This window comes from Cronobacter sakazakii (assembly GCF_000982825.1).
GTDB lineage: Bacteria > Pseudomonadota > Gammaproteobacteria > Enterobacterales > Enterobacteriaceae > Cronobacter > Cronobacter sakazakii.
Genome location: NZ_CP011047.1, coordinates 1,537,887 through 1,564,514, shown reverse-complemented (window position 1 = coordinate 1,564,514; position 26,628 = coordinate 1,537,887). Strand labels below are relative to the sequence as shown.

Annotated in this window: 27 protein-coding genes; 4 read left to right on the top strand and 23 right to left on the bottom strand. The window is 58.1% G+C overall.

Features of this window, described 5'->3' with window-relative positions; translation table 11 throughout:
* Window positions 1–11 precede the first annotated feature (11 nt).
* Complete coding sequence (cycA, locus tag CSK29544_RS07350) at window positions 12–1,424, bottom strand: D-serine/D-alanine/glycine transporter (RefSeq protein ID WP_004385314.1); 1,413 nt, start codon at window positions 1,422–1,424, stop codon at window positions 12–14.
* A 289-nt stretch (window positions 1,425–1,713) separates the two neighbouring features.
* Window positions 1,714–2,334, bottom strand: coding sequence for a BamJ family beta-barrel-assembly machinery protein (bamJ, locus tag CSK29544_RS07345; protein WP_007702034.1), 621 nt, complete (start codon window positions 2,332–2,334; stop codon window positions 1,714–1,716).
* Window positions 2,335–2,535: 201 nt separating this feature from the next.
* Here bamJ and CSK29544_RS07335 point away from each other — a divergent pair, with 201 nt between their 5' ends.
* Entirely contained in the window at window positions 2,536–3,114 is a 579-nt protein-coding gene (locus tag CSK29544_RS07335) for an OapA family protein (RefSeq protein ID WP_007887453.1), read from the top strand.
* A 72-nt stretch (window positions 3,115–3,186) separates the two neighbouring features.
* Here the strand turns inward: CSK29544_RS07335 and rplI are convergent, their stop codons facing one another.
* From rplI to yjfP, 5 genes are all read right to left on the bottom strand, one after another.
* On the bottom strand, window positions 3,187–3,636 hold the full coding sequence (gene rplI, locus CSK29544_RS07330; protein WP_004385310.1) for a 50S ribosomal protein L9: 450 nt from the start codon (window positions 3,634–3,636) through the stop codon (window positions 3,187–3,189).
* 41 nt (window positions 3,637–3,677) lie between these two features.
* The gene (gene rpsR, locus CSK29544_RS07325) at window positions 3,678–3,905 is read right to left on the bottom strand and encodes a 30S ribosomal protein S18 (protein WP_000135199.1); all 228 of its coding nucleotides are present in this window, start codon (window positions 3,903–3,905) and stop codon (window positions 3,678–3,680) included.
* Window positions 3,906–3,909: 4 nt separating this feature from the next.
* On the bottom strand, window positions 3,910–4,224 hold the full coding sequence (priB, locus tag CSK29544_RS07320; RefSeq protein ID WP_004385309.1) for a primosomal replication protein N: 315 nt from the start codon (window positions 4,222–4,224) through the stop codon (window positions 3,910–3,912).
* 5 nt (window positions 4,225–4,229) lie between these two features.
* Window positions 4,230–4,625, bottom strand: coding sequence for a 30S ribosomal protein S6 (rpsF, locus tag CSK29544_RS07315; RefSeq protein ID WP_001216673.1), 396 nt, complete (start codon window positions 4,623–4,625; stop codon window positions 4,230–4,232).
* A 171-nt stretch (window positions 4,626–4,796) separates the two neighbouring features.
* The gene (yjfP, locus tag CSK29544_RS07310; RefSeq protein WP_007887454.1) at window positions 4,797–5,525 is read right to left on the bottom strand and encodes an esterase; all 729 of its coding nucleotides are present in this window, start codon (window positions 5,523–5,525) and stop codon (window positions 4,797–4,799) included.
* 202 nt (window positions 5,526–5,727) lie between these two features.
* Here yjfP and bsmA point away from each other — a divergent pair, with 202 nt between their 5' ends.
* From bsmA to CSK29544_RS07295, 3 genes are all read left to right on the top strand, one after another.
* A complete protein-coding gene (gene bsmA, locus CSK29544_RS07305) occupies window positions 5,728–6,036 on the top strand; it encodes a biofilm peroxide resistance protein BsmA (protein WP_007887456.1) in 309 nt (102 codons plus the stop codon).
* A gap of 135 nt (window positions 6,037–6,171) precedes the next feature.
* Window positions 6,172–6,447, top strand: coding sequence for a YdgH/BhsA/McbA family protein (locus tag CSK29544_RS07300; RefSeq protein WP_007778355.1), 276 nt, complete (start codon window positions 6,172–6,174; stop codon window positions 6,445–6,447).
* 147 nt (window positions 6,448–6,594) lie between these two features.
* A complete protein-coding gene (locus CSK29544_RS07295) occupies window positions 6,595–8,526 on the top strand; it encodes a methyl-accepting chemotaxis protein (RefSeq protein ID WP_029039344.1) in 1,932 nt (643 codons plus the stop codon).
* Here the strand turns inward: CSK29544_RS07295 and CSK29544_RS07290 are convergent, their stop codons facing one another.
* The 16 genes from CSK29544_RS07290 to amiB all read right to left on the bottom strand — a co-directional run bounded on the left by CSK29544_RS07290 (window position 8,527) and on the right by amiB (window position 26,620).
* Window positions 8,527–10,161 (bottom strand): isovaleryl-CoA dehydrogenase, encoded by a 1,635-nt coding sequence (locus CSK29544_RS07290; protein WP_007887461.1) that lies wholly within the window; start codon window positions 10,159–10,161, stop codon window positions 8,527–8,529.
* A gap of 90 nt (window positions 10,162–10,251) precedes the next feature.
* Complete coding sequence (locus CSK29544_RS07285) at window positions 10,252–11,439, bottom strand: glutathionylspermidine synthase family protein (protein ID WP_007887462.1); 1,188 nt, start codon at window positions 11,437–11,439, stop codon at window positions 10,252–10,254.
* Window positions 11,440–12,096, bottom strand: a complete 657-nt coding sequence (locus CSK29544_RS07280; protein ID WP_007887463.1) for a DUF1190 domain-containing protein — start codon at window positions 12,094–12,096, stop codon at window positions 11,440–11,442. It abuts the gene before it with no gap.
* Window positions 12,097–12,117: 21 nt separating this feature from the next.
* Window positions 12,118–12,516, bottom strand: a complete 399-nt coding sequence (locus CSK29544_RS07275; RefSeq protein WP_007778369.1) for a DUF350 domain-containing protein — start codon at window positions 12,514–12,516, stop codon at window positions 12,118–12,120.
* A 155-nt stretch (window positions 12,517–12,671) separates the two neighbouring features.
* Window positions 12,672–13,403, bottom strand: a complete 732-nt coding sequence (rlmB, locus tag CSK29544_RS07270; protein ID WP_007778372.1) for a 23S rRNA (guanosine(2251)-2'-O)-methyltransferase RlmB — start codon at window positions 13,401–13,403, stop codon at window positions 12,672–12,674.
* A gap of 81 nt (window positions 13,404–13,484) precedes the next feature.
* Window positions 13,485–15,950, bottom strand: a complete 2,466-nt coding sequence (gene rnr, locus CSK29544_RS07265; protein WP_007852332.1) for a ribonuclease R — start codon at window positions 15,948–15,950, stop codon at window positions 13,485–13,487.
* 36 nt (window positions 15,951–15,986) lie between these two features.
* Entirely contained in the window at window positions 15,987–16,412 is a 426-nt protein-coding gene (gene nsrR / locus CSK29544_RS07260; protein WP_004385299.1) for a nitric oxide-sensing transcriptional repressor NsrR, read from the bottom strand.
* Window positions 16,413–16,566: 154 nt separating this feature from the next.
* A complete protein-coding gene (locus tag CSK29544_RS07255) occupies window positions 16,567–17,865 on the bottom strand; it encodes an adenylosuccinate synthase (protein WP_004385298.1) in 1,299 nt (432 codons plus the stop codon).
* A gap of 102 nt (window positions 17,866–17,967) precedes the next feature.
* The gene (locus tag CSK29544_RS07250) at window positions 17,968–18,165 is read right to left on the bottom strand and encodes a DUF2065 domain-containing protein (protein WP_004385297.1); all 198 of its coding nucleotides are present in this window, start codon (window positions 18,163–18,165) and stop codon (window positions 17,968–17,970) included.
* 62 nt (window positions 18,166–18,227) lie between these two features.
* Window positions 18,228–19,232 (bottom strand): protease modulator HflC, encoded by a 1,005-nt coding sequence (gene hflC / locus CSK29544_RS07245; protein WP_004385296.1) that lies wholly within the window; start codon window positions 19,230–19,232, stop codon window positions 18,228–18,230.
* Window positions 19,233–19,234: 2 nt separating this feature from the next.
* Entirely contained in the window at window positions 19,235–20,479 is a 1,245-nt protein-coding gene (gene hflK, locus CSK29544_RS07240; RefSeq protein ID WP_007887478.1) for an FtsH protease activity modulator HflK, read from the bottom strand.
* 171 nt (window positions 20,480–20,650) lie between these two features.
* Window positions 20,651–21,931 (bottom strand): ribosome rescue GTPase HflX, encoded by a 1,281-nt coding sequence (gene hflX, locus CSK29544_RS07235; RefSeq protein ID WP_004385294.1) that lies wholly within the window; start codon window positions 21,929–21,931, stop codon window positions 20,651–20,653.
* A 73-nt stretch (window positions 21,932–22,004) separates the two neighbouring features.
* Window positions 22,005–22,313, bottom strand: a complete 309-nt coding sequence (gene hfq / locus CSK29544_RS07230) for an RNA chaperone Hfq (RefSeq protein WP_004385293.1) — start codon at window positions 22,311–22,313, stop codon at window positions 22,005–22,007.
* A 100-nt stretch (window positions 22,314–22,413) separates the two neighbouring features.
* Complete coding sequence (gene miaA / locus CSK29544_RS07225; RefSeq protein ID WP_007887480.1) at window positions 22,414–23,364, bottom strand: tRNA (adenosine(37)-N6)-dimethylallyltransferase MiaA; 951 nt, start codon at window positions 23,362–23,364, stop codon at window positions 22,414–22,416.
* Window positions 23,357–25,264: a DNA mismatch repair endonuclease MutL gene (gene mutL, locus CSK29544_RS07220; RefSeq protein ID WP_029039343.1), complete on the bottom strand. Its 1,908-nt coding sequence runs from the start codon at window positions 25,262–25,264 to the stop codon at window positions 23,357–23,359. Before mutL ends, miaA begins: the two co-directional genes overlap by 8 nt.
* Window positions 25,265–25,273: 9 nt before the next feature.
* A complete protein-coding gene (amiB, locus tag CSK29544_RS07215) occupies window positions 25,274–26,620 on the bottom strand; it encodes an N-acetylmuramoyl-L-alanine amidase AmiB (RefSeq protein ID WP_007887483.1) in 1,347 nt (448 codons plus the stop codon).
* Window positions 26,621–26,628: the final 8 nt, after the last annotated feature.

Below are 26,628 nucleotides of genomic sequence, written 5' to 3'. Positions count from 1 at the left end.
TTTTTTATGGCTTAGCGGCGGAAGTTCGCCAGACGTTTCTTGCCGATAAACAACCAGCACACGCCCAGCACCACAAACCACAGCGGCGTCACCATCAGCGCCTGGCGGGTGTCGTCTTCCAGCGTCAGCAGCGCAATAACAAACACGAAGAACGCCATGCAGACCCAGCACATCAGTTTACCGAGCGGCATTTTGTAGATCGATTTCTCATGCAGTTGCGGACGCTGCTTCCGGTACACCAGATAAGAGCACAGGATGATGGTCCAGACGAACATAAACAGGATAGCCGACACGGTGGTGATCATCGTAAACGCGGTGATGACGTTCGGGTTGATATAGAGCATCACCACACCGCCCAGCAGGCAGATGCAGGAGAAGGTCAACCCTTTCGCCGGTACGGCGCGTTTAGAGAGCTTCGCGAACGCTTTCGGCGCCACGCCGTCCTGCGCCAGGCCGTAGAGCATACGGCTGGTGGAGAAGACGCCGCTGTTGGCCGAAGAGGCCGCCGAGGTCAGCACCACGAAGTTAATCAGGCTCGCTGCCGCCGGCAGCCCCACCAGCACAAACAGCTCCACGAACGGGCTCTTGGTCGGCACGACGGAACTCCACGGCGTCACGGACATAATAATAATCAGCGCGAAGACGTAGAACATAATGATACGAACCGGAATCGAGTTGATCGCGCGCGGCAGTGATTTCTCCGGATCTTTGGTTTCGGCGGCGGTGGTGCCCACCAGCTCAATCCCCACAAACGCGAAGACCGCAATCTGGAAGCCCGCGAAGAACCCACTCAGCCCTTTCGGGAACCAGCCGCCCTCATTCCACAGGTGCGTAAAGGACGCTTCAACGCCGGTCGGCGATTTAAAGTGCATCAGCACCATCACCAGCCCGACCACGATAAGCCCGACGATGGCGACGATTTTAATCATCGCGAACCAGAACTCCATCTCGCCGAACATTTTCACGGTGGCGAGGTTAAGGGAGAGCAGCAGCACGACCACCGCCAGCGACGCGACCCAGTCCGAAAGCCCAGGGAACCAGAACTGCGCATAAGCCGTGATGGCCACGACATCCGCCATGCCGGTGACCACCCAGCAGAACCAGTACGTCCAGCCGGTAAAATACCCCGCCCACGGGCCGAGTAAATCGGCGGCGAAATCGCTGAACGATTTATATTCGAGATTAGAGAGCAGCAGCTCGCCCATCGCCCGCATGACGAAAAACAGCATAAAGCCGATGATCATATAGACAAAAATGATCGACGGGCCGGCGAGGCTAATGGTTTTGCCAGAGCCCATAAATAACCCGGTGCCGATAGCGCCGCCGATAGCGATTAGCTGGATATGACGATTGGTTAGATTGCGCCGTAGCGACTGCTCAGCCGGTGCCTCAGCAGCATCAGCCACTTTGATCTGTTCTGACATGTTCGTTTCCTGTACCTGTCTGTGTTGTGGAGGCTCTGCTGGCCTCTATTTACGTGTTGAAATGACGATGTCCTTGGCGAAAGCAACATCGATATTAGGTAAGAATCGGAGGGTTGAATACTAAGATTTAAATATAATGTTAATTTTATGTTTAAAATGGGTGGCAAATCACTTTCACTTCGCGAAATGCATCACAAAAATACCCGCATTCCGCTTATTATCAAAATAAAATCGCGTCATTTCGCTTACGGGAAAACAATTCCCCGCCGCAGCGGGGAAAGGAAAAGCCTTACAGGATTTCCAGCAGCTCGACTTCAAAGACCAGCGTGCTGAACGGCGGAATGGATGCACCCGCGCCGCGCTCGCCGTAGGCCAGGTTGTGCGGAATGGTCAGTTCCCATTTGGAGCCGACCGGCATCAGCGTCAGCGCTTCGATCCAGCCTGCGATCACGCCGCTGACCGGGAATTCCGCGGGTTCGCCGCGCGCGACGGAGCTGTCAAACACGGTACCGTCGATAAGTTTACCGGTGTAGTGCACACGTACGCGATCCTTACGGGACGGGATCGGGCCATCACCCTGCGTCAGCACGCGGAATTGCAGGCCGGATTCGGTGCTGTTCACCCCTTCGCGCTCGCGGTTTTCATCCAGATATTTCTGGCCTTCTACCGCCATCTCCTGCTGGCGCTCGCGACGCACGGCGTCGGCGCGTTCGTGGATTTCACGCAGCGCGCGATGCACCACGTCAACAGGAACGGCTGGCTGGTTGCCTTCCAGCGCGTCACGCAGCCCCGCCACCAGAGCTTCCGGCAGCAGACCCTGTAAGCCCGACTCGCGCAGTTGCTGTCCGACCTGTAAGCCAATGCCGTAGCTTGCCTGGGCTTCGATGGTGTCAAAAGAAGGGGTTGTCATGGGGTTATCCTTTCTCAATGGGAAAATTAGCGGGCAGCATAACAGCAGCGCCACGTTGGGTAAAATAATCCTCCGGCAAGGTGATAAGGTCAGGGATGTCAGCGCGCTCACGAATGCGCGCTTTACTACCGGCATCAAACAGTTAGAACGCTATAATGGTACACTGGCGCGGCGATGCGTTTGAGTGAATGAGGAGAAGACATGCCTGGACGAATTAAACCGCTGCTGGCGCAGGTATGGCACGCCCCGGATCATATCCGGCTGATGGACCCGCTGCCGCCTGCGCACCGACGCGGCATTATTCTTTGCGCGGTCGTTATCGCGCTGTGCTTTTTATGGCCTTCTTCCAACGAGCCGGAAACGCCGCAGCGTCGCGACGCGCAGCTCGATTTAACGCCTACGCCGGAAGCGCCGATGCAGCCGCAGGCGGTAGCACCTGTGGAAACGCCAGAGGCGAATGTCCAGCAGCCTGCGCCCAGCGCGCCGGTGCAGCCGTTCCAGAATAATGACATCGAGCAGCAGTGGCGTACTTATCGCGTGGAATCGGGCAAAACGCTGGCGCAACTGTTCCGCGATCACGGCCTGCCGCCGGAAGATGTGTACGCGATGGCGAAAGTGGAAGGCGACGGCAAGCCGCTCAGTAATCTTCAGCAGGGGCAGATGGTGCAGGTTCGTCAGAACGCCAGCGGCGTGGTGACGGCGCTGACCATTGATACCGGTGATAACCAGCAGGTGCTGTTTACCCGCCAGCCGGACGGCAGTTTCCTGCGTGTGCGCTGAGACTTTTCAGCGCGTCAGAAAAGCAAAACGCCGGCACAAGGCCGGCGTCTTTACGTGTAGTTGAGTAAAAACTTACTCAGCAACCACGTTTACAGTCAGTTTAGCGAATACTTCGCTGTGAACCTGGAAGTCCACTTCGTGTTCGCCAGTGGTACGCAGAACGCCGTTCGGCAGACGAACTTCGCTCTTAGCCACGTCAACGCCAGCTGCAGTTACAGCGTCAGCGATGTCGCGAGTACCGATGGAACCGAACAGTTTACCTTCGTCGCCCGCTTTGGACGCGATGGTAACAGAGCCCAGCGCATTGATTTTCTCTGCGCGAGCTTCAGCAGCGGCCAGAACGTCAGCCAGTTTGGCTTCCAGTTCAGCGCGACGTGCTTCGAAGAACTCAACGTTTTTCTTGGTAGCCGGCACAGCTTTGCCCTGCGGAACCAGGAAGTTACGAGCGTAGCCCGCTTTAACGTTTACCTGGTCGCCCAGGCTGCCCAGGTTTGCTACTTTATCAAGCAGAATAACTTGCATTACCTTATCCTCTCAAAGTCGTATTAATGGACCGTGACCGATTACTGATGACGATCAGTGTACGGCAGCAGGGACAGGTAGCGAGCGCGTTTGATAGCGCGAGCCAGCTGACGCTGGTATTTTGCACGGGTACCGGTGATACGGCTCGGGACAATCTTACCGCTTTCGGTGATGTAGTTTTTCAGCGTAGCGATATCTTTATAGTCGATCTCTTGAACGCCTTCCGCGGTGAAACGGCAGAACTTGCGACGACGGAAATAACGTGCCATTTGGCTAGTCTCCAGAATCTATCAATTCAATCTGCTCGGCATGCAACACCATTTTGCTCAGTCCGTTCTTTGCCTTGTGGCAACTGATGAACCCCTGAACGGTGATTTGCGTGCCGACCGTTATACTGTGAGTAACGGCCTGGTTCTCGTGCCCGCTGATTATTACAGGCATCTGGCACCACGCCTGCCGGTGGAAACCGGCCTCCTCCTGCACAGAACGATGCTCAAGCACGAACTGGCAATGAGGAATTCCTGATGGGCTGACCTTACGAAGGGGTGCCCTGCACACGGTGCCGGACAACACCAGACGGTTGGCCATCAGAATTACTCTTCAGAATCCCCAGCTTCAGCATCATCAGCGGTTTCGTTAGCGAAATCATCGCGACGCTCACGGCGCTCGTCTTTCGCTTTAACCATCGGAGAGGCTTCAGTTACGGCGTGTTTGGTGCGCATAACCATGCTGCGGATAACGGCATCGTTGAAGCGGAAGGTAGTTTCCAGCTCATCGATAACTTCCTGCGGCGCTTCAACGTTCATCAGAACGTAGTGTGCTTTGTGCAGTTTGTTGATCGGGTAAGCCAGCTGACGGCGGCCCCAGTCTTCCAGACGGTGGATCTTGCCTTCTGCACCAGTGATGGCAGCAGAGTAGCGCTCGATCATGCCCGGAACCTGTTCGCTCTGGTCAGGATGGACCATAAAAACGATTTCGTAATGACGCATCGAATTGCTCCTTACGGATTATTCAGCCTCCTGTCTGGGTCAGCCGCGGCCCGGGGAGGCAAGGAACGTGATTAAAGGGCGGCTGAAAAATTGACGCGTCATTCTAATGGCGGACCATGACAAACACAAGGCCGCTGGTAAAAAAAGCCGCAATCCCGGTTTGTGCGGCTTTCAAAGAGAGCGGCGGAAAAACGCGACCGTCGCGTCCAGCGCCTCGGGCGTAATGCGGTGCTTCACGCACGGCTGCCACTGGCAGGTCAGATTGTTATCAAGCGCCCGGTCGCGCAGCGCGTCGGCTAAACCCCGGCTTTGCGCCGCCGGCACGACGTCATCCTCTTCGCCATGCCATAAAAACAGCGGGCGATCCGAAAGAGATGGCAGGCGCACGCTTGCGTCCCACGGAGCCAGCGCGGCTCTCACCGCGTCAGCCTCGGCGGCCTGCGGCGGAAAAAGCGTCTGTGAGAGCGAGCTAAACCAGCCGGAGCCCATCAGGCTCGCGACGCATTTCACTTCCGGATGATGGGACATGATGCCAAGCGCGGTCATGCCGCCCATCGACGCGCCGCCAACGGCGAGCCTGCCGTCCGCCACCAGCCCTTCGCTGAGAATCGCGTCACGCAGCGCCGGGTATTCCGTGAGCGTCTCGTGAAGAATTTGCCAGAACTGCGTCATCCGCCTTGCCGCATCGCCACAAAAGCGCGCGCCGTGGTCAGGCGCGTCCGGCATGATCACCCGAAACCCGGCCTGCGCCAGCGCGACGGCGAAATAGCTGTAGACCGTTTTGGATGAGGTAAAGCCGTGATAAAACAGCACCGTTGGCAATGCGCTATCGCAGCTCCCCGCAGGCACCGCGTGCAGCGCCTCAATCCCTGCAAAACGCCGTGTCGAAATTTCGATCATACTTATCTCCTGCAAAACGTCTTTAGGCACAAACGGCATGATGCCAAAAACCCGCGCAACGCATGGATTTTTATCGTGTTGCGAGCCAGATTACGCTTTTACGATTTTTCAGGGTCAAAAGCGCGCCTTCGTCGGCAGAACCGGGATATAGCGAACGCCTATTCCCTTACACTTACTACAATTAATCCCTGAGGTAACGAGAATGCATATGCGACGGCTCATCCTTTTATTAATGGTGGCGGCACTGACCGCCTGTAGCGCCCTGCAGGGCACGCCGCAACCTGCGCCGCCGGTGGCGGATCATCCGCAGGAGATCCAGCGCTACCAGACGCAGGGTCTGGTCAAAATGGGCACCGTCACGACGCTACAGTATGGGTCACCGGATGACGCGCTGCGCGATATCGCCGCACAGGCAGGCGCCGCAGGCGCAGATTACTATCAGGTCATCTCCAATGATGACTCTTTGCTGCCTGGCCGCTGGCACGCCCGGGCGATTCTGTACCGAAAGTAAGCGTAAGCCGTCGTTTTATTTAGCGAAATTTACACTGCCTTTGCGTGCATTGATCGTACCTGCTGCACAATAACTTTCGGACTGCGCCCGAAACCGGCGCGCTGCATCTATCGAAAAGGTGTAAGGGAGCTGACAATGAAACGATCGCTGGCTTTAACGTCGCTGTTGTTATCGGCGGGTCTGATTTCCACTTCTGCGCAGTCTGCCGAAGAGGTGAATGCCGACAGAGTGACCGGCTTAAATGAAATTGGCGTCATTTCGGTAAACGATATTTCCGGCACGCCGCAGGAGATTGAAAAAGTCATCGCCTATAAAGCGGATGAACAGGGCGCGGCGTATTATCGAATTATTCAGATGCATGAAAATCAGCGGCCTGATAACTGGCACGTACAGGCAATTATCTATAGTTGAACGTTCTTTAGCTAAATTCTGGCTTTTATTTAGCCTTGCCATGATCCAAATCAAAATAGATTGAAACAAATGGTTACATTTACCCACTAAATATTAGGGCTCAACTGCCGTTGAAGGTGCCAAATATTGGCACTTTTGGGCTCTTTTATGACACTCTCATTTCAACGCTGGGGACTGGGCGCGAAGCTCTCTTTCCTCACAGGCGTCGCGGTCGCGGCCCTTTTTTTATTGTTCACGTTTGCATTAAGTCACAAAGCCAGCGAGCAGCTGGAAGCGCTGGCGCTTGAAGATCTCCATAACCAGACCACAAGCGTGGTGGATATGGCGCAGATGTTCGACAGCAGCCTCAGTGAAGAAGTGGCAAGCTTTACCAAACTCTTCAACAGCTTTATTCCGCAACCCATCAGCCGTGATGAAAGCCAAATGCAAAGCATCAATGGCATCAGCGTGCCAATGCTAAAAGGCGGCGAAACGTCCCTGCATGAAAATAACGCATTGCCCGATGATTTCCTGACCCGCACCGGCGCTATCGCCACGCTGTTTGTCCGCAGCGGCGATAACTTCGTGCGCGTGGCGACCTCGCTGCGTAAAGAAGATGGCAGCCGCGCTATCGGCACGCAGCTCGATACCGCAAGTCCGGCGTTCGCGCCGGTCATGAAAGGCGAAACTTACCGCGGCCTGGCGCTGCTGTTCGGCAAACGCTACATCACGCAATACGAACCGGTGAAAGACGCCAGCGGCAAGGTGATCGCGATTCTGTTCGTCGGGGTGGATATCACCAACTCCTGGCAGGTGATGCGCAATAAAATCCTTAATCGCCGTCTGGGCGACAGCGGGCATTTTTATGTCATTAACCGCGCGCCGGGCAAAACTTACGGCCAGTTCCTTTTCCATTCGAGCGATGAAGGCAAACGCCCGTCATGGCCGGACGCTGTCTTAAAACCGGTGCTGAGCGAGCCGCAGGGCACGCTGGAGATGGAAAAAGAAGATGGTCGCACTGCCCTGCTGAGCTTCACGCAACTGCCGGGCTGGAACTGGGCGATTGTCGGCGAAGTGGATAAAGCGACGCTGCTGAGCGGTGTAACGAGCATGCGCAATCAGTTCCTTGCCGCAGGCGTTATCGTCTCGCTGTTGTTTGCCGCCGTGTTTGTCTGGACCGTTCGCCGCTGGCTTACCGCGCCGCTGCGTAATGTCATTACGCTTGCGCGCCAGTACGCCGCAGGGGATCTGCGTGAAACCATCGACACGCGTCGCCAGGATGAGGTCGGCCAGCTTATCGACGCCATCAACGGCATCGGCAACGGCTTACAGCAGATAGTGACCCAGGTGCGCGACGCCGCGGGCGATATCAGCCACGGCACCCGCGCGCTGGCCTCCGACAGCGGTGAAATCAGCGAGCAGATCAACAAGCAGGCGAGCAGCGTGGAGGAAACCTCCGCAAGTATGGAACAGCTGGCGGCCACGGTGTCGCAAAATGCCGCCAACATGGAGCAGACCCAGAGCCTGGTGAAAGAGGCGTCTGACGCCGTGCAGCACGGCGGCGAAACGGTCAGCAACGCAGTGACCACCATGAACGACATTCGCAGCGCTTCACAGCGCATCGCGGATATCACACATGTGATTGAATCTATCGCCTTCCAGACCAACATTCTGGCGCTGAACGCCGCCGTGGAGGCGGCCCGCGCGGGAGAGCATGGTAAAGGCTTCGCGGTCGTGGCGCAGGAAGTCCGCGCGCTGGCGGCGCGCAGCGCCAATGCGGTGAAAGAGATAGAGCAGCTCATCAGCGACACGCTGGCGAAAGTCAGCGAAGGCCACGCGCTTTCTGAGCAGACACGTAAGGCGATGGAAGCGATCATCAGCCGCATCGGTCAGATCAATCAGCTGGTGACGGAAATCAACCACGCCTCGCACGAGCAGTCTGCCGGTATTGGCCAGGTGAATATCGCCATGCACCAGATTGGCGAAGCCACCCACATCAACGCCGAGCGCGTGACGCGCAGCGAGCAGACCGCGCAGGTGTTGCGTGAGAAAGGCAACCACCTGAACGAACTGGTGAGTCTGTTCCGCCTGAAGGCGTAATCAGCCCGCCCCACCCGTGGCGCGCAGTAGCGCCTGCGCCAGCACCGGCTCTGGTAGCGGGCTGTCGCCACGGGTATCCAGCATCATCCGGCACCAGGCCTGCGCCAGCGGCGGCGTCAGCGAACGCAGCACCTGGGCGCCGGTCGCCAGTAAAAAGAGCTGGGTGGTCATAGCGCGTCCGGCCGCTTCATCGGGCCTGCGCAACTGCCCCGCCAGCTGTCGCCAGGCGCGGTCGAAATGCCGGTCCTGTCCTTTTACCGCGTCAAACTCATCGCTCAGCATCTCCAGAACGCCCGGCTGGCGCGTCAGCACGCGCAATACATCAAGGCACATGATGTTGCCGGAGCCTTCCCAGATACTGTTGACCGGCATTTCGCGGTAAAGCCGCGGCAGTTCGCTCTCTTCGCAATACCCGATGCCGCCGAGCGCTTCCATCGCCTCCGCCACAAACGGAATGCCGCGCTTGCAGACGCCATATTTCGCGGCAGGCGTAAAGAGGCGGGCAAACGCCACTTCATGCGGCGATTCGCGCTGCTCCCAGGCGCGCGCCAGACGAAACAGCAGCGCGGTCTGCCCTTCCAGCTCCAGCGCCATGCGCCCGAGCACCTGACGCATCAGCGGCTGATCGATAAGATTTTTGCCGAACGCCTGACGCTGATGGGTATGGTAAAGCGCCACCGCCATCGCGCGGCGCATCAGCCCGTGGCTGCCGAGCGCGCAGTCAAAGCGCGTCATGCCGCCCATACGCAGGATCTGGCGCACGCCTTCGCCCTCTTCGCCAAGCAGCCAGCCGAGCGCGTCGAGAAACTCCGCCTCGCTGCTGGCGTTCGAGCGGTTGCCGAGTTTATCTTTCAGGCGTTCAAGGCGCACCGCGTTGCGCTGGCCGTCCGGCAAAAAGCGCGGCACGAAGAAACACGAAAGACCGCCTTTCGTCTGCGCCAGCACCAGATGCGCGTCGCTTTGCGGCACTGAAAAAAACCACTTATGGCCCACCAGCCGGTACGCCTCGCCGGGGCCGCGCCCTGCTACGGGTTCCGCGCGGGTGGTATTACTGAGCACATCCGAACCGCCCTGCTTTTCCGTCATGCCCATGCCGATGAGCAGCCCGCGTTTCTGCGCGCCGGGCAGCAGGTGGGAATCGTAGCGATCGCTTGCCAGCGGGGTTTGCCAGTCGGCGAACAGCGGCGGCAGATGAGCCTGTAACAGCGGTGTCGCGGCGAACGTCATAGTAATCGGACACAGCGTGCCCGCTTCCACCTGAGCATGCAGGACGAAGCGCGCCGCGCGGGCGACCAGCGCGCCTTCGCGCGCCGTCTCAAGCCACGGCAGATTATGAACCCGGTTAGCGAACAGCCCCTGCATCAGCAGGTGCCAGGCCGGATGAAAGCGCACGTCGTCAAGACGCTCGCCGCGCGCGTCATAGCGCAACAGCTCTGGCGGATTGGCGTTCGCCAGTCGCCCTAATTCCAGCGATTCCGCGGTGCCGAGCTGCTGGCCAATGCTTGCGAGCAATTCAGCGTCCCAGCCTGCGCCTTCGCGCAGCACCGCCTCGCGCAGCGCGGTATCGGATAAAAACAGATTGCTGTTATTGAGCGCAACGGGCTGGTTAAACACCGTATGGGTTTGCCAGTGCATAAATCCCTCTCCTTACCTGTGACAACCGCGTTAAGTATGGAAGGAGAGGAAAAAGAAACCGCCTGCGTGCTTCACAAAAGTGAAAACCCGTCAGCCGGCGATATAGTGAGGAATGAAACGAGAGGTATCTTTAGTAATAAGCGAGACATCTTCGCGGATGCCAATACCCGCGGGCTCATCGCCGACAATCCAGCTGCCGAGCAGCGTATAGCTGTCGCCAAAGCGCGGCAGCGCCTGAAACGCCTGCCAGATAACCGGCTCGTTGCCATAATCGCCCTCTTCGTGGGCCAGCACCTGGTCGGCGTTATCAAATAGCGTCACGTTGCCGCCTTCGCGTGAGAACAGCGGTTTGCGAACGTATCCTGCGTAGCCCGCAAGCGCCTGCGCGACATCATGCCGCTCGCGCGCGAAATCGTTGTTGAACCACGCCGGTAACAGATTCGGATGGCCCGGAAACTGCGCCCAGAGCAGCGGCAGTAGCCCTTTATTGCTGAGAATGCTTTTCCACAGCGGCTCATACCAGCGCTCGGCGCGCTTACAGAGCAGCGGGCCGTTGTCGTCGCGCATCATCCACTCCAGGGGATAGAGCTTAAACGCCTGCCGGATAACATTATCGTCCAAATCCGTCAGCACGCCGCCAAGGCCCAGGCCAATCTCTTCGATATAGATAAAACGCGTCTCAAGGCCCGCCTGGCGCGCGCAGTCTTCCAGGTACAGCACCGTGCCGCGATCCTCTTCAGACTCCTGGCAGCAGCTGAAGTAGAGCGGTTCAGGCGTCGCTATCTCCGCCAGACGCGCGATGAGCTTCTCCTGAAGGCTGTTGAACTGATCGGCATCGCGCGGGATAACGCCCTGGCGGCGCGCATCCTCCAGCCACTGCCACTGGAAATACGCGGATTCGTACAGCGAGGTGGGCGTATCGGCGTTGTACTCCAGCAGCTTCACCGGCCCCTGCCCGGTCCAGACAAAATCCATGCGCCCGTAAAGCGACGGATCCTGGTCTTTCCAGCTTTGGGCGATGGCGTCCCAGTAAAGTTCAGGAATGGCGAGCCGCTCAAGCAGGCGCGCATCGCGTACGGCGCTATCCACCACGTCCAGGCACATTTCGTGCAGCTCCGCAGTGGGCGCTTCTATCTGTTCTTCAATCTGGCGCAGCGTAAAGCGGTAGGCGCGGCTTTCATCCCAGTAAATTTCATCGTCGATGATATGAAAGTGAAAGCCGTGTTCGTGCGCGATACGCGCGAGATCCGGGCGCACCGGCGTGTGATGGCGCAGCATTTAGCCTCCCCAGCTACTGCGGGAGCTGGATGAACGGCCAAAGCCGCCGCGGGAAATCGTCGTGGCGCTGCGGGTAACGAGGCTGTGGCTGCTGGTGCTGGCACCTGAGCGGTTGCCGCCGCGCCAGACATAATCACCGGACGCGTTTTGCCAGACGGGGCGCGTGTAGTAATAGTGATAGTCGGAGCCGGACGTGTAATACGATGACGAGGAGTCATCCAGCTCGCGCTTTTTGTCTCTGTTGCTCGCCAGCAGGAAGCCCGCCATCATCGGCACCCAGGTTTTCGTCACGCCGTCGTAATAGCAGTTATTGCCATATGCGGTGCTACAGGCGTCCCAGGTGAGCTTCGGCGGGATATCTTTTTCAAATTCGGCTTTAGCGGTATTCCAGGCGTTGGTGCAGAGATCTGCCGGGTTCCCGTCCTCACGGCACTCGTCGGGCGTCGAGTAATAGACCCCGTCGCCGTCATTGTCGTTATCGCCGGTATCCTGACAGGCTTTGAGGCCGAAAAACGCCGCGCCGCCCATGATGGCGAGCGTGAGTATTTTCGGCCCTTTTCGTTCCGGCTCCGGGCGTGGAAGAAATTTCAGATCCGACGTATTCGCGACCGGATGACCGCCTTTTTTCTTTCCACGTCTTTTCCTTGCTGCCGACATAGCCTTCCTTGTTATTGCATTTTACCAGGTCATACAGGCCGCGTTCAGAATACCGCCCGCCAGCGACGCCACGCCCATGAAAATAGCGGCCGCGACGTTGCGGTCAATAATCTTCTCGCTCAGTTTCGGCATATATAAACGCACGCCGCCGTAGATTATAAGCTGGACGACGAGCGCGATCGCCCCCCAAATCAGATAGTCCGTAATGCTGACGGAGTTGATCGCCGCGCTGGCGAGCGGCACCACGTAACCTAAAATCGCACCGCCGAAAGTAATCGCCGCCGCGCTGTTATTCTCTTTAATTAATTTCCACTCGTCATGAGCGGTAATGCGGGTGTAGATGAACATGAAACAGTTAATCATCGCCAGCCCGATAAAAAAGTAAGCGCAAAACGCCATCAGTCCGTGGAATGTCTGCACGGTGGTATCTCCTGAGTCCAGTTAGAGGTATTGATTAAACAGGTCATAGCCTGTGGCGCTTATAGTAGCAGCGCCGGTTAACGTGACCGGCGCTTTAATAAAACTTTACACAGGAAACGGGCGCAATAAAAAACCCTCCGCAGAGGGTTTTACGATTAGCTGCGCTGACGCACGGCTTCGAAAAGGCAGATACCGGTCGCCACCGAGACGTTCAGCGAGGAGACGCTGCCCGCCATCGGGATGCTGATAAGCTCATCGCAATGCTCGCGCGTGAGACGACGCATCCCTTCTCCTTCCGCGCCCATCACCAGCGCCAGCGGGCCGGTCATTTTGCTCTGGAAGAGGGTGTGATCTGCCTCGCCTGCCGTGCCGACGATCCAGACATTCTCTTCCTGCAACAGACGCATGGTGCGCGCGAGGTTGGTCACACGGATCAGCGGCACGCTTTCCGCCGCGCCGCAGGCGACTTTTTTGGCGGTCGCGTTAAGCTGCGCGGAGCGATCTTTCGGCACGATCACGGCATGTACGCCCGCCGCGTCGGCGCTGCGCAGGCAGGCGCCGAGGTTATGCGGATCGGTTACGCCGTCCAGGATCAGCAGGAACGGCTGCGCGTGCGCCGCCAGCAGATCCGGCAGATCGTTTTCGCCATACTGACGCCCCGGCTTGACGCGTGCGACAATCCCCTGATGCACCGCGCCATCCGCTTTTTCATCCAGCCACTGGCGGTTTGCCACCTGCACCGGCACGCCCTGCGCTTCCAGCGCGTGGATCAGCGGCAGCAGACGTTTATCTTCACGCCCTTTCAGAATAAACACTTCCTGAAAGCGCTCGGGAGCGCGCTCCAGCAGGGCCTGCACCGCGTGGATGCCGTAAATCATTTCACTCATGAATGGTACTCGTTATGGGCGGCAAGCCGCCCGGTGTTAGGCAATACGTAATAAATCGGGCCTGACTCGCAGGCCCCGCGATTAGTTGTCGCGCTTTTTCTTCGCCGCGCGCTTCGCTTTGGTGGCGGCCGCGATTTTCTGCGTTTTGGCCGACGGTTTTTTACTGCTTTTCGCCGGTTTGTCGCTCTTTTCTGCCCGCGCCGCGCCGTCTTTCTTCACCTTTCCACGGCCTTTCTCGCTGCGAAACGCCTCGTTGGGTTCGAAATTCTGGCGTTTGCCGACCTGACGACGGCTGCGGTTTTTAGCGCCGCCGCCTCGTTTCTCGCGCTCGCGCGCGGTTTTACCCACGTTACGCGGCCCGCGTTCGCTGGAGATGAGCGAGAAGTCGATTTTGCGCTCGTCCATGTTAACCGCTTCGACTTTGACTTCGACGCGGTCGCCCAGACGGTACGTCTGGCCGCCGGATTCGCCAATCAGCCGCTGACCGACCTGATCGAAGCGGTAGTAGTCGTTATCCAGCGACGAGACATGCACCAGGCCGTCGATAAAGAGATCGGTGAGGCGCACAAAGAAACCAAAGCCGGTGACGCTTGAAATCACGCCGGAGAAGGTCTGGCCGACCTGATCCTGCATGAAGTCGCACTTCAGCCAGTCCGCCACTTCACGGGTAGCTTCATCGGCGCGGCGTTCGGTCATGGAGCAGTGCTGGCCCAGCTGCAGCATCTCTTCCATGGTGTAGTGCCAGCCGCCGCTTTCGGTGGTGTTGCCTTCGTGGCCCTGCTCTTTGGCGATCAGGTATTTGATCGCGCGGTGCAGCGTGAGATCCGGGTAGCGGCGAATCGGCGAGGTAAAATGCGCGTAGGATTGCAGCGCGAGGCCAAAGTGGCCGCGGTTTTCCGGATCGTAAATCGCCTGCTTCATCGAGCGCAGCAGCATGGTTTGCAGCATCTCGTGATCGGGACGATCGGCGATGGAATCAAGCAGCTCGGCGTAGTCGCGCGGTTCCGGCTTGTTGCCGCCCGGCAGCTCCAGCCCCAGCTCCGCCAGTACAGAGCGGAACGAGGTGATCGCTTCATTCGTCGGGCGATCGTGAATACGGAACAGCGCCGGCTCTTTGTGCTTCTCGACAAAGCGCGCCGCCGAAATGTTGGCGAGGATCATGCACTCTTCGATAAGCTTGTGCGCGTCGTTACGCTGGGTCTGCTCGATGCGATCGATACGGCGCTCGGCGTTGAAGATGAACTTCGCCTCTTCGCTCTCAAACGAGATACCGCCGCGCTCGGTGCGCGCCTCTTCCAGCGCTTTATACAGCGTGTGCAGCTCTTCAAGATGCTTCACCAGCGGTTGATACTGGCTGCGCAGATCTTCATCGCCCTGCAGAATATGCCACACCTTGGTGTAGGTCAGACGGGCGTGCGAGCTCATCACCGCTTCATAGAATTTATAGCCAGTGAGACGGCCTTTGGCGGAGATCGTCATCTCACAGACCATACAGAGGCGATCCACCTGCGGGTTCAGCGAACACAGGCCGTTGGAGAGCACTTCCGGCAGCATCGGGACAACCTGCGACGGGAAGTAAACCGACGTGCCGCGGTTGCGCGCTTCGTTATCAAGCGGCGTTGGCGGACGCACATAATAGCTGACGTCGGCGATAGCGACCCACAGGCGCCAGCCGCCGCCGCGTTTTTTCTCACAGAATACGGCGTCGTCAAAGTCGCGGGCGTCTTCGCCGTCGATGGTGACGAGCGGCAGGTTGCGCAAATCGACGCGCCCCACTTTGGCCTCTTCCGGCACTTCTTCTTTCAGGTGCGCAATCTGTTCTTCGACGGCTTTCGGCCAGACGTAAGGGATTTCATGGGTGCGCAGCGCCATATCGACGGCCATGCCGGTGCCCATGTTGTCGCCGAGCACTTCAACAATTTTACCGATCGCTTTGGTGCGCCGCGTCGGACGCTGTGTCAGCTCGACGACCACGACATAGCCCATGCGTGCGCCCATCACCTCTTCCGGCGGAATGAGGATATCAAAGCTCAGGCGGCTGTCGTCCGGCACCACGAAGCCGACGCCCGCGTCGGTGAAATAGCGCCCGACGATATTGCTCTGCTTCGGCACCAGCACGCGCACGATACGCGCTTCGCGGCGGCCTTTGCGGTCTGAACCGAGCGGCTGCGCCAGCACGATATCGCCGTGAATGCAGGTTTTCATCTGCTCAGACGAGAGATAGAGATCGTCTTTGCGTCCTTCTACGCGTAAAAAGCCGTAACCGTCGCGATGGCCGATGACGGTGCCTTTTTGCAGATCAAGACGTTCCGGCAGCGCATAGCACTGGCGGCGGGTAAAGACTAACTGGCCGTCGCGCTCCATGGCGCGCAGGCGGCGACGCAGCGCTTCCAGCTGTTCCTCGCCTTCAATGCCGAGTTCAGACGCCAGTTCATCGCGATTAGCCGGTTTTTCACGTTTGGTTAAATGTTCAAGGATGAATTCCCGGCTCGGGATGGGGTTGGCGTACTTTTCAGCTTCTCGTTCCTGAAAAGGATCGTGTGACATAGCGGTTCCTCCGTTGTCATCAGTGGCGCGAATGCGTCATTCCACCAGCAGTAATTTGTAAAGCGGCTGGTTTTCCTGCACTAAATCGGCCAGCGTGTAGTTATCCAGTTCCTGAAGAAAGCGCGCCACCGCGTCGCCCAGCACCTGTTTCAGGCGACACGCGGGGGTGATGTGACAGAACGCGCTACTGCAGTTCACTATAGACAGGGGCTCCAGCTCACGCACGACATCACCAATACGGATGGTTGCGGCTGGTTTGCCAAGGCGGATCCCGCCGTTTTTACCCCTCACGGCGGTCACATAGCCCGCACGACTAAGTTGGTTGATTATTTTGACCATATGATTGCGGGAGACGCCGTACACCTCAGTGACTTCAGAAATGCTGGTCATGCGGCCTTCCGGCAAGGACGCCATATAGATCAAAGCCCGTAGCCCGAAATCGGTAAAACTCGTTAACTGCACATCAACCTCAGAATATGGGAGGGGAAAAACGCGGTTCGCCCAGTGGGCGATATATTGATGATAAACCAGCCACATGTCAGGCGGCTAATTTATTTGAAAAAGGCGGGTAAAAACCGGGAAAACGAAGGGCGCGTTTGCCGCGCCCCTGGTCATATTATGCGTCGAACGGATCGCGCAGGATCATGGTTTCGGTACGATCCGGACCGGTAGAGATGATGTCGATCGGCACGCCGGTGACTTCTTCAATACGTTTGATATAGTTCAGCGCCGCCTGCGGCAGGCCGCTGCGCTCTTTCACGCCGAAGGTGGATTCAGACCAGCCCGGCATGGTTTCGTAAATCGGCTCGATACCTTCCCAGTCATCCGCCGCCATCGGGGTGGTAGTGACTTCGCGGCCATCCGGCATACGGTAAGCGACGCAGATTTTCACCTCTTCCAGACCGTCCAGGACGTCCAGTTTGGTCAGGCAGAAGCCGGACAGGGAGTTGATCTGCACGGCGCGGCGCACCGCTACCGCATCCAGCCAGCCGGTACGACGGCGACGACCGGTAGTGGCACCGAATTCATTGCCTTTTTTGCACAGGAATTCGCCGACATCGTCGAACAGCTCGGTCGGGAACGGGCCTGCGCCCACGCGGGTGGAGTAGGCTTTGATGATGCCGAGCACGTAATCCACATAACGCGGGCCAATGCCGGAACCGGTCGCGACGCCGCCTGCGGTGGTGTTGGAGGAGGTGACATACGGATAGGTGCCGTGGTCGATATCCAGCAGCGTACCCTGCGCGCCTTCAAACATGATGAAGTCGCCACGTTTACGCGCCTGATCCAGCAGATCGGAAACATCCACCACCATGCTGGTCAGCACGTCGGCAATCGCCATGACGTCGTCCAGCACTTTCTGATAGTCAACCGCTTCAACTTTGTAGAAGTTCACCAGCTGGAAGTTGTGGTATTCCAGCACTTCTTTCAGTTTTTCAGCGAAAGTGGCTTTATCAAAGAGATCGCCCACGCGCAGACCGCGACGTGCGACTTTATCTTCATAGGCCGGGCCGATGCCGCGACCGGTGGTGCCGATGGCTTTGGCACCGCGCGCTTTCTCACGTGCGACGTCGAGCGCGACGTGGTAGTCGAGGATCAGCGGGCAGGCTTCGGATAACAGCAGACGTTCGCGAACCGGGATACCACGGTCTTCCAGTTCCTTCATCTCTTTCATTAGCGCGGCAGGCGACAGCACAACGCCGTTACCAATGATGCTGGTGACGTTATCGCGAAGAATGCCTGATGGAATAAGATGGAGGACGGTTTTTTCACCGTTGATTACGAGAGTATGGCCTGCGTTGTGACCGCCCTGGTAGCGTACAACATATTTAGCCCGTTCAGTCAGAAGATCGACGATCTTCCCTTTACCTTCGTCACCCCATTGGGTGCCCAGTACGACGACGTTGTTACCCATTTTTCAAAATCACCGTTTGCTTAAAAAAGGATTCTAACACCAGCTTTGCTGATGTTCAGCCCTTTTTGTATACAAATTTCGTCGATTTTGCCCGATTTTTATTCAGTTAATCGTTTTCCTCAACATGTAGTAGATAACAATCCCGGCAACCACAAGACCGCCACCGAAACGGCGCAGTAAGGTGTCCGGCATTTGCGCTACAGAGAGGATCATCCGCCGCCACAGACGTGGAAAAAGCAGCGGGCCGAGCCCCTCGACGACCAGTACCAGACCCAGCGCCAGTAAAACCGTTGTATTCATTGTGCGTAAAACCTGCATAAAAAAAGAGCCGGCAATGACCGGCTCTTGTTTAGGGTAAGGGCTTAACGTGTGCTATTGGCCGGCGTTTTCATATAACGGAAGAAATCGCTGTCCGGGCTTAACACCATCACATCCTGATTGGAGTTAAAGCTGCTCTCGTAGGCACGCAGGCTGCGGATAAAGGCGTAGAAATCCGGATCCTGGCTGAACGCGTCGGCGAACAGTTTCGCGGCTTCGGCATCGCCTTCACCACGCAGGATACGCGCCTGACGCTCCGCTTCCGCAAGCGTACGGGTCACTTCGTAATCCGCCGCCGCGCGCAATTTCTCAGCCTCTTCCTGACCCTGCGAACGGTGACGACGGGCGACCGCTTCACGCTCGGCGCGCATACGGTTGAAGATAGCTTCCGAGACTTCCGCCGGCAGGTTGATCTGCTTGATACGCACGTCAACCACTTCAATACCGAGTGCGGCCATGCTGTTCGGGTTGATCACCGGCACTTTACCGTTGGTCTCTTCGGTCACGCGTTTCGCCGCAGAGGCGATAGCGTCATCCGCCGCCGGGGTTTCGACTTCATCTTCAGTGCCCGCAGAACCGGAGTTCAGCGCTTCGCGCACTTCAGACGTCAGACGACCACGAGAATCGGTCACGATGTCTTTCACGTCGAGACGACCAATTTCAGAACGCAGACGGTCAGAGAACTTACGTTTCAGCAGCACTTCCGCCTGAGAGAGATCGCCGCCGCCTGTCGCCAGGTAGTAACGGCTGAAATCGCTGATGCGCCATTTAATGTAAGAATCGACGATCAGGTCTTTCTTCTCTTTGGTGACGAAACGGTCCGCCTGGTTATCCATGGTCTGGATACGGGCGTCCAGCGTCTTCACCGACTCGATAAACGGCAGCTTAAAGTGCAGGCCAGGCTCATACACTTTCGGCTTGTTATCGTTGTCACGCACCACTTTACTGAACTGCAGGATGATGCCGCGCTCACCCTCTTTCACCACAAAAATCGAGGTGTAAAGCACCACCAACGCGATGATGATTACCGCAATGACTGACTTACGCATCGTTATTCACTCCCTTCGCGCTGGTAATCGTTACGCTGCGCGTTGGCACGGCGTTGATCCATAATATCGCCACGGCCAGAGGACGCGCTGTTGCTCGCGCCACTGTTGCCGCTGCCGGAGGCCGGCGGCAGACGCAGCAGCGGATTGCCGCTGTTATTATCGTCGCTCGCGGCAGGCGCGGAGCCGCCTTTCAGCATCTGATCCAGCGGCAGTACCATCAGGTTTCCGCCTTTATCGTTGACCAGCACTTTACGGGTGTGGCTCAGCACTTTTTCCATGGTTTCGATATACAGACGCTCGCGGGTAATTTCCGGCGCGGCTTTATATTCCGGCAGGATCTTCGCAAAGCGCGCCACTTCACCCTGAGCTTCCAGGGCAGTCTGCGTTTTATACGCGCGGGCTTCTTCCAGAATACGCTGCGCCTGACCGTTTGCTCGCGGCTGCACTTCGTTGCTGTACGCTTCCGCTTCACGGATGTACTGCTGTTCGTTTTCACGGGCGGCAATCGCGTCGTCAAACGCGGCTTTTACCTCTTCCGGCGGACGGGCGGCCTGGAAGTTAACGTCGAGCAGCGTGATGCCCATGTTGTACGGACGAATGGTTTCTTCCAGCTCGCGCTGGGTATCGCTACGGATAACGGTACGGCCTTCCGTCAGAATGCGGTCCATCGTGTATTTACCGATGACGCCGCGCAGGGCGCTGTCGGTGGCCTGACGCAGGCTGTCGTCCGCGTTGGCGACGCTAAACAGGTAGCGCTGCGGATCGGTCACGCGGTACTGGACGTTCATCTCAACGCGCACGACGTTTTCATCAGACGTTAGCATGATGCCGGAGGCGGCCAGCTCACGCACGGCTTCCACGTTGACCGGCACCACTTCATCGATAAAGGTGGGCTTCCAGTTAAGACCCGGCTCAACCAGATGGCTGAATTTGCCAAAACGCGTCACAACGCCGCGCTCGGCTTCTTTGATGGTATAGAACCCGGTGACGGCCCATAAGACGACCGCAGCCACCGCGACGATACCGACAATACGACCGCCGACCGGGCTACGTGGTTCCTGCGAAGCACCGCCGCCTTTACCACCGCCAATGCCGCCCAGCTTTTTGCTGAGTTTACGGAAGATATCATCCAGATCCGGCGGCCCCTGCTCGCGACCGCCTTTATTTCCCCCAGAGTTGCCGCCAGGCTTGCTGCTTCCCCACGGGTCGCGGTCCTGTCCGTTATTACCGGGCTGATTCCACGCCATGTTTATGCTCCATATTTGTTATGCGGTGATATACCTTTCGTCCTTCAGATGGCGTGATGGCGTGCGCTTTCATTCATTGTGCTAATGCGAAAAAGCGCAGGCGTCATCACGCCGCCTGAGTTCATCCGGGTACCCCCCAAAGGGGAATATTTTCAGGCTTCGGCCGGCCGGTTAGACCACGTAGTCAACCAATGCCGGTTCCTGTTTACAGAGGCGACGCCAGTCAACAATCGGCATGCGAACTTGCAGTCCGACGCAACCGTCCTCCTCCATCCACTCTTTTTCGATCGCCTGAAGCTGGTAAAACCGGCTCCGCAGACGCCCCGCTTCCGGCGGAAGACGCAGCGCACGCTGGACTATTTCGCCGGAGAGACGTTCCGTCAGGGCCTGGAAAAGCAGTGGCACGCCCGCCCCCGTCTGCGCGGAAAGCCACACGCGGATAGGCACATTCTCGTCGTTCCTGTCGATACGCGGCTCGAAATCCTCCAGCATGTCGACTTTATTCATCACCAGCAGCGTCGGGATCTCGTGGGCGTCGATTTCTTCGAGCACGGTATTAACCGCCTCGATATTCTCCGCCATGCGGACATCCGCCGCGTCGATCACATGCAGCAGCAGCGTCGCCTGACGCGTCTCCTGCAGCGTGGCTTTAAACGCCGCGACCAGATCGTGCGGCAGATGGCGGATAAACCCGACCGTATCCGCCAGCACCGTTTCGCCGACGTCCGCGACGTCTATGCGGCGCAGCGTCGGGTCGAGTGTCGCGAACAGCTGATCCGCTGCATACACCTCAGCCGTGGTGATTTGGTTAAACAGGGTGGATTTGCCGGCGTTGGTGTAGCCCACCAGAGAGACGGTGGGAATATCGGCTTTGGTTCGCGACCGACGTCCCTGCTCTCGCTGCTTCTCGACGCGCTCCAGGCGCGAGAGGATCTGAGTAATACGGTTACGCAGTAAGCGACGGTCGGTTTCCAGCTGGGTTTCACCCGGGCCGCGCAGGCCGATACCGCCTTTCTGGCGCTCAAGGTGGGTCCAGCCGCGCACGAGTCGCGTAGCTAAATGGCGCAGCTGCGCCAGCTCAACCTGCAGCTTCCCTTCATGGGTGCGTGCACGCTGGGCGAAAATATCAAGAATCAGGCCGGTGCGGTCGATAACGCGACACTCGCACAGGCGCTCAAGATTACGTTCCTGAGCCGGGGTCAACGCATGATCAAAAAGGACAACAGACGCCCCAGTGGCTTTGACTGCATCGGCAATCTCAACGGCTTTACCTTCACCAACAAAATACTTTGGGTGCGGCGCTTTACGGCTACCGGTAATCACCTGTAATGCTTCGACACCGGCGGAAGAGACCAGAGATTCGAACTCCTGGAGGTCTTCCATATCTTTGTCTTGCGTAAAATAGATGTGTACCAGCACCGCCTGCTCACCGGCATCATAACGGTCAAACAAGCGTAAACCCTCTTAAAATACCAGCGGGGAACACAGACGAACTGGTCCCCCGACATGGAGCAACAGCCAGGCCTTACTCGGCGTCTTCGCTATCCTGAGAGGCAGCGGAAGATGGCTGTGCGTTGTTGCTGTGATGGTAGTTATTGGAACCGCCACCCGCGTTGTTACTATGGTGAGAAACCGGACGAGACGGCACCACGGTCGAGATCGCGTGCTTATAAACCATCTGGCTGACCGTGTTTTTCAACAGGATCACGAACTGATCGAAAGATTCAATCTGACCTTGCAGCTTAATACCATTCACCAAATAAATAGAAACTGGAACACGTTCCCGACGCAGCGCGTTGAGGAACGGATCTTGCAAAGATTGCCCCTTAGCCATTCTATCTTTTCCTTATATGCTTGTTGTTTATACTCTTGAACCCTTGGGCTCTGAAAAACTGCGTAAAAATCCGCGCACGATACGGTTCAATTGTACACATTCATTGTTGCTTCGCACCAATAACCTGTAACACATCGCTGTACGCCTGTTCAGGCTTCTCACTGTCGAGCCAGTGTACGCCTTCCCAACCGCGCAGCCAGGTCATTTGCCGCTTCGCTAACTGTCTCGTGGCGCAAATACCTCGATAAACCATTTCGTCGTATGAGATTTCACCCGCCAGATAAGACCACATCTGACGGTATCCCACGCAACGAACGGAAGGCATGTCCGTATGCAAATCTCCACGGGCAAATAACGCCCGGACTTCTGCCTCAAAACCTGAAGCCAACATCTGGTGAAAACGCTGCTCAATGCGCTGATGGAGCAGTTCACGGCTCGCCGGGGCGATGGCGAACTGATGCACCTGATAGGGCAGAGCTTCTCCTGACGTTTGCGTCAGTTCCGTTAAAGTTTTACCCGAAATGAAAAAAACTTCCAGTGCCCGGGAAAGCCTTTGCGGATCGTTGGGATGGATTCGCTGCGCCGCGACAGGGTCGATATCCTGAAGCTTGCGGTGTAATGCGTCCCACCCCTGCTCTGCTGCCTGCCGTTCGATCTCCGTTCTGATGGTCGGATCCGCTGAAGGAAGCGGCGAAAGCCCTTCCAGCAGCGCCTTAAAGTAGAGCATGGTGCCGCCCACCAGCAGCGGTATGCGCCCGGCGGCGACAATCTCCGCCATCGCTTGTAGCGCATCGCGGCGGAAATCCGCCGCGGAGTACGCCTGCGCGGGATCGATAATATCCAGCAAGCGGTGCGGCGCCTGCGACAATTCGTGCGCATCAGGCTTGGCGGTGCCGATATCCATGCCCTTATAGACCAACGCGGAATCCACGCTAATCAGCTCCACCGGCAGCGTCTGGCGCAGGCGAATGGCTAACGCCGTTTTGCCGGATGCCGTCGGCCCCATCAGAAAAATCGCCTTCGGAAGGCCTGTTTTACTTACATCATTCATGTGTCAGGGCATTCATCGCCGGTTGTAGATCAATAGGTTGTAATAGACCACCCGGCGGCGTTTTCACCATCTGCGGACACAGCCTTTCGAGCTCCGCCAGCGTCGCGATGGCTTGCGCGACGCTCCACGGTTGCGCGATAACCAGATGGCGGGCAAGCCATCCGGCAATAGCGGCGTCGTCAGCATTTGGTTGCTGCGCCAGGTAGCCTATCAGTTCGGGAATCAAGATTTGTAAATTTTGTTGGCGTAAGGGTAAAGGCACTGCACGAATTGTCACGTGATGCCCGTCGAGGACGATTTCGATACCCAGACGCGCCAGTTGCGGCTGCGCGCGGGTCATAATATCGCGCTCGTCGCCGGAAATTTTCAGACGAACCGGAATCAGTAACGGCTGTGCGCAGGGCGCTTCATCATGCGGCAACAGCTGCGCCTGTTTGAGACAGCGCTCCGCCACGCTTAAGGCCAGCAGCATTAACTTACCGTCGCGCTCAAGCAGCGCCACGTTTTCAGACACCAGCGTCAGCACGCGTCCAAAACTGTGCGAATGGCCGTCCAGCGCAGGCGCAGACGGCATAACTTCACGCGCGCTTGTCACCGAAGGCGCGGCAGGCGGCGGCGTCACCGCGGGCGTCTCCAGCAATTGTTTGTACAGCGCGCCCTGCTGTTTCTGATAGCCCGGCGTCGCATGCGGCCAGCCGCCGTTGCTGGCAGCGCTGCGCCCTGCGTTGCTGCCTGCTGACGCCCCGCCGGATGAATAGCGCGGCGCGTCGTTCTCGCGTGCGCTCACACGCTCACGCGGCGCCGGGTCGGCAAACTGATTTTTTCCCGCCGCGACGCGGTTTTCCGGCTGAAAGCGTGGCGCGTCCTCGGCCGGTTCATTGAGAGAGAGCGGATTTGCCGCCTGCTGCTGTAGCACGCTTACCACGCCCTGATAGATAAAATCGTGCACCAGGCGCGACTGGTGAAAACGCACTTCATGCTTGGCCGGATGCACGTTCACATCCACCTGATGCGGATCGATTTCCAGGTACAACACATACGCAGGTTGCTGATCGATGCCGAGCTTATCTTCACAGGCCTGGCGAATCGCATGGTTAATCAACCGGTCGCGCATCATACGGCCATTTACATAGCAGTACTGGATTTCGGCCAGTGCCGCCGTAGTGCCTTTCGGCTCCGCCACCCAACCGCGCAGCGCCAGATCGCCGTGCTGCCACGCGATAGCCAGCGCGTGTTCCAGAAATGCCGGGCCGCAAATGCTGCCAAGACGGCGTTCGCGCGGCGCGTTGCCCTGCACGGCCCGGTACTGACGCATCATTTTGCCGTTATGGCTGAGGTTTATCGTCACGTCAAAGCGCGCCAGCGCGATACGCCGCACCACTTCGTCAATGTGCGTGAATTCGGTTTTCTCGGTGCGCATGAATTTGCGCCGCGCGGGAGTGTTGTAGAACAGATCCAGCACTTCCAGCGTGGTGCCGACCGGGTGCGCCGCCGGTTTGATGGTCACCTCCATATCGCGGCCTTCGGCGTACGCCTGCCAGGCTTCCTGCTGGTCGGCGGTGCGCGAAGTGAGCGTGAGACGCGATACCGAACTGATACTGGCCAGCGCTTCGCCGCGAAAGCCGAGGCTGATGATGGCTTCGAGATCGTCCAGCGAGGCGATTTTACTGGTGGCGTGACGCGCCAGCGCCAACGCCAGCTCATCTTTCTTAATGCCGCCGCCGTTATCGCGGATGCGGATAAGCTTCGCGCCGCCACGCTCGATATCGATATCAATGCGCGTGGCGCCCGCGTCGAGACTGTTTTCCACCAGCTCTTTCACAACCGACGCAGGGCGCTCCACCACCTCGCCCGCGGCGATCTGGTTCGCAAGCTGCGGCGGCAGAACCTGAATCGGCATGAATTCTCCTTACTGAATCACGGTGACCTGGCTTGTGGCGTTGTCAGCGGAGCGGGCGGTCTGCCCCGTTCCGCCGTCACCCTTTGGCGCGGCCTGGAGCGGATGCGCAATAAAGTAGTTGCGCAGCCCCTGATAAATCGCTTCGGCAATTTGCTGCTGATAATCATCGCTTGCCAGCAAACGCTCTTCGCCGGTGTTGCTGATAAAACCGGTCTCCACTAAAAGCGACGGGATATCCGGCGAGCGCAGCACGCCGAGGCTTGCGTGTTCCGGCCGCCGCTTATGCAGCGCGCCCACCCGCTGAAGCTGCCCGAGCACGCTGGTGGCGACATCATACCCGACGCGCTGTGAATGGCCGAACTGCAAATCCAGTACCGCCTGGCTCAGGTACGGGTCCGCCTGGCTGTTCGCGAGCACGTCGCCTGCGCCGCCGAGAAGCTCTGATTGTTTCTCGTGCTGCTCAAGCCAGCTCGCCATTTCGCTGTTGGCACGACGATTCGAGAGCACCCAGACGGATGCGCCGGTGGCGTCGCGGTTAGGCGCGGCGTCGGCGTGAATGGAGACCAACAGATTCGCATTTTGCTGACGCGCCACATCGGAGCGGCCCATGACGGAGATAAAATAGTCGCCGTCGCGGGTCAGCACGCCCTTAAACATCGGATCGTCATTGAGCAGCGTACGCAACTTCCGGACGATAGCGATGGTGACGTTTTTCTCACGCACGCCGCCGGGGCCGATAGCGCCGGGGTCTTGTCCGCCATGCCCGGCGTCGATAGCCACCACTACGCGATCGGATGTCGCGGTCCGACTGACGCTGCGCCCCGGCCGCGTCACGGTATTACTGCCGACGACGCTGGTGATACGGTCGTTATCGGTGCGAAACGGGTTGCGCGCAGGCTCGGACGATCGAACGGGAGCGGCGACGGGCTCGCGCTGCGCTACAACCGGTGGCGGCGGTGGCGGTGGCGGCTCGTCGGCGTCGATCGTAAAGACGACGTTATAGCCCGCGCCCTTTTGCTGCTTCACCGCGCGCGCTTTGCCATCTTTGGTTAAATCGACCACCAGACGCAGCGACTGATTATCTTTCGGCTGGCCGGCGCGAATGCTCTTGACCAGGTTTTCGCCGCTAAAGATCAGCGGCAGGCCCTGAATCACGCCGGTCTGTTTAATATCAAGGGCGACGCTGCGCTTACCCTGCTGCGAGTAAGCGTATTCAGGATCGCCCATAAAACTTAAGGTGATCCGCGCCTGGCCGTCGCCGTTGGACACCTGAATATCAGACAGCGTCGCCCCGAACGCAGGCGCGCATATCGCCAGCAGAAGCGCCACTACCCAGTTTTTCATGCGTGTGATCATCCTGTCGT

Excerpts from the sequence above, each read along its gene's own strand:
- hflK (WP_007887478.1), bottom strand. The coding sequence starts at position 20,479 with ATGGCGTGGAATCAGCCCGGTAATAACGGACAGGACCGCGACCCGTGG.
- CSK29544_RS07290 (WP_007887461.1), bottom strand. The coding sequence starts at position 10,161 with ATGCACTGGCAAACCCATACGGTGTTTAACCAGCCCGTTGCGCTCAAT.
- CSK29544_RS07285 (WP_007887462.1), bottom strand. The coding sequence starts at position 11,439 with ATGCTGCGCCATCACACGCCGGTGCGCCCGGATCTCGCGCGTATCGCG.
- rpsR (WP_000135199.1), bottom strand. The coding sequence starts at position 3,905 with ATGGCACGTTATTTCCGTCGTCGCAAGTTCTGCCGTTTCACCGCGGAA.
- CSK29544_RS07250 (WP_004385297.1), bottom strand. The coding sequence starts at position 18,165 with ATGAATACAACGGTTTTACTGGCGCTGGGTCTGGTACTGGTCGTCGAG.
- rnr (WP_007852332.1), bottom strand. The coding sequence starts at position 15,950 with ATGTCACACGATCCTTTTCAGGAACGAGAAGCTGAAAAGTACGCCAAC.
- rplI (WP_004385310.1), bottom strand. The coding sequence starts at position 3,636 with ATGCAAGTTATTCTGCTTGATAAAGTAGCAAACCTGGGCAGCCTGGGC.
- CSK29544_RS07295 (WP_029039344.1), top strand. The coding sequence starts at position 6,595 with ATGACACTCTCATTTCAACGCTGGGGACTGGGCGCGAAGCTCTCTTTC.
- rlmB (WP_007778372.1), bottom strand. The coding sequence starts at position 13,403 with ATGAGTGAAATGATTTACGGCATCCACGCGGTGCAGGCCCTGCTGGAG.
- CSK29544_RS07300 (WP_007778355.1), top strand. The coding sequence starts at position 6,172 with ATGAAACGATCGCTGGCTTTAACGTCGCTGTTGTTATCGGCGGGTCTG.
- CSK29544_RS07255 (WP_004385298.1), bottom strand. The coding sequence starts at position 17,865 with ATGGGTAACAACGTCGTCGTACTGGGCACCCAATGGGGTGACGAAGGT.
- CSK29544_RS07335 (WP_007887453.1), top strand. The coding sequence starts at position 2,536 with ATGCCTGGACGAATTAAACCGCTGCTGGCGCAGGTATGGCACGCCCCG.
- hflC (WP_004385296.1), bottom strand. The coding sequence starts at position 19,232 with ATGCGTAAGTCAGTCATTGCGGTAATCATCATCGCGTTGGTGGTGCTT.
- miaA (WP_007887480.1), bottom strand. The coding sequence starts at position 23,364 with ATGAATGATGTAAGTAAAACAGGCCTTCCGAAGGCGATTTTTCTGATG.
- hfq (WP_004385293.1), bottom strand. The coding sequence starts at position 22,313 with ATGGCTAAGGGGCAATCTTTGCAAGATCCGTTCCTCAACGCGCTGCGT.
- cycA (WP_004385314.1), bottom strand. The coding sequence starts at position 1,424 with ATGTCAGAACAGATCAAAGTGGCTGATGCTGCTGAGGCACCGGCTGAG.
- mutL (WP_029039343.1), bottom strand. The coding sequence starts at position 25,264 with ATGCCGATTCAGGTTCTGCCGCCGCAGCTTGCGAACCAGATCGCCGCG.
- bamJ (WP_007702034.1), bottom strand. The coding sequence starts at position 2,334 with ATGACAACCCCTTCTTTTGACACCATCGAAGCCCAGGCAAGCTACGGC.
- yjfP (WP_007887454.1), bottom strand. The coding sequence starts at position 5,525 with ATGATCGAAATTTCGACACGGCGTTTTGCAGGGATTGAGGCGCTGCAC.
- rpsF (WP_001216673.1), bottom strand. The coding sequence starts at position 4,625 with ATGCGTCATTACGAAATCGTTTTTATGGTCCATCCTGACCAGAGCGAA.
- CSK29544_RS07280 (WP_007887463.1), bottom strand. The coding sequence starts at position 12,096 with ATGTCGGCAGCAAGGAAAAGACGTGGAAAGAAAAAAGGCGGTCATCCG.
- bsmA (WP_007887456.1), top strand. The coding sequence starts at position 5,728 with ATGCATATGCGACGGCTCATCCTTTTATTAATGGTGGCGGCACTGACC.
- amiB (WP_007887483.1), bottom strand. The coding sequence starts at position 26,620 with ATGATCACACGCATGAAAAACTGGGTAGTGGCGCTTCTGCTGGCGATA.
- priB (WP_004385309.1), bottom strand. The coding sequence starts at position 4,224 with ATGGCCAACCGTCTGGTGTTGTCCGGCACCGTGTGCAGGGCACCCCTT.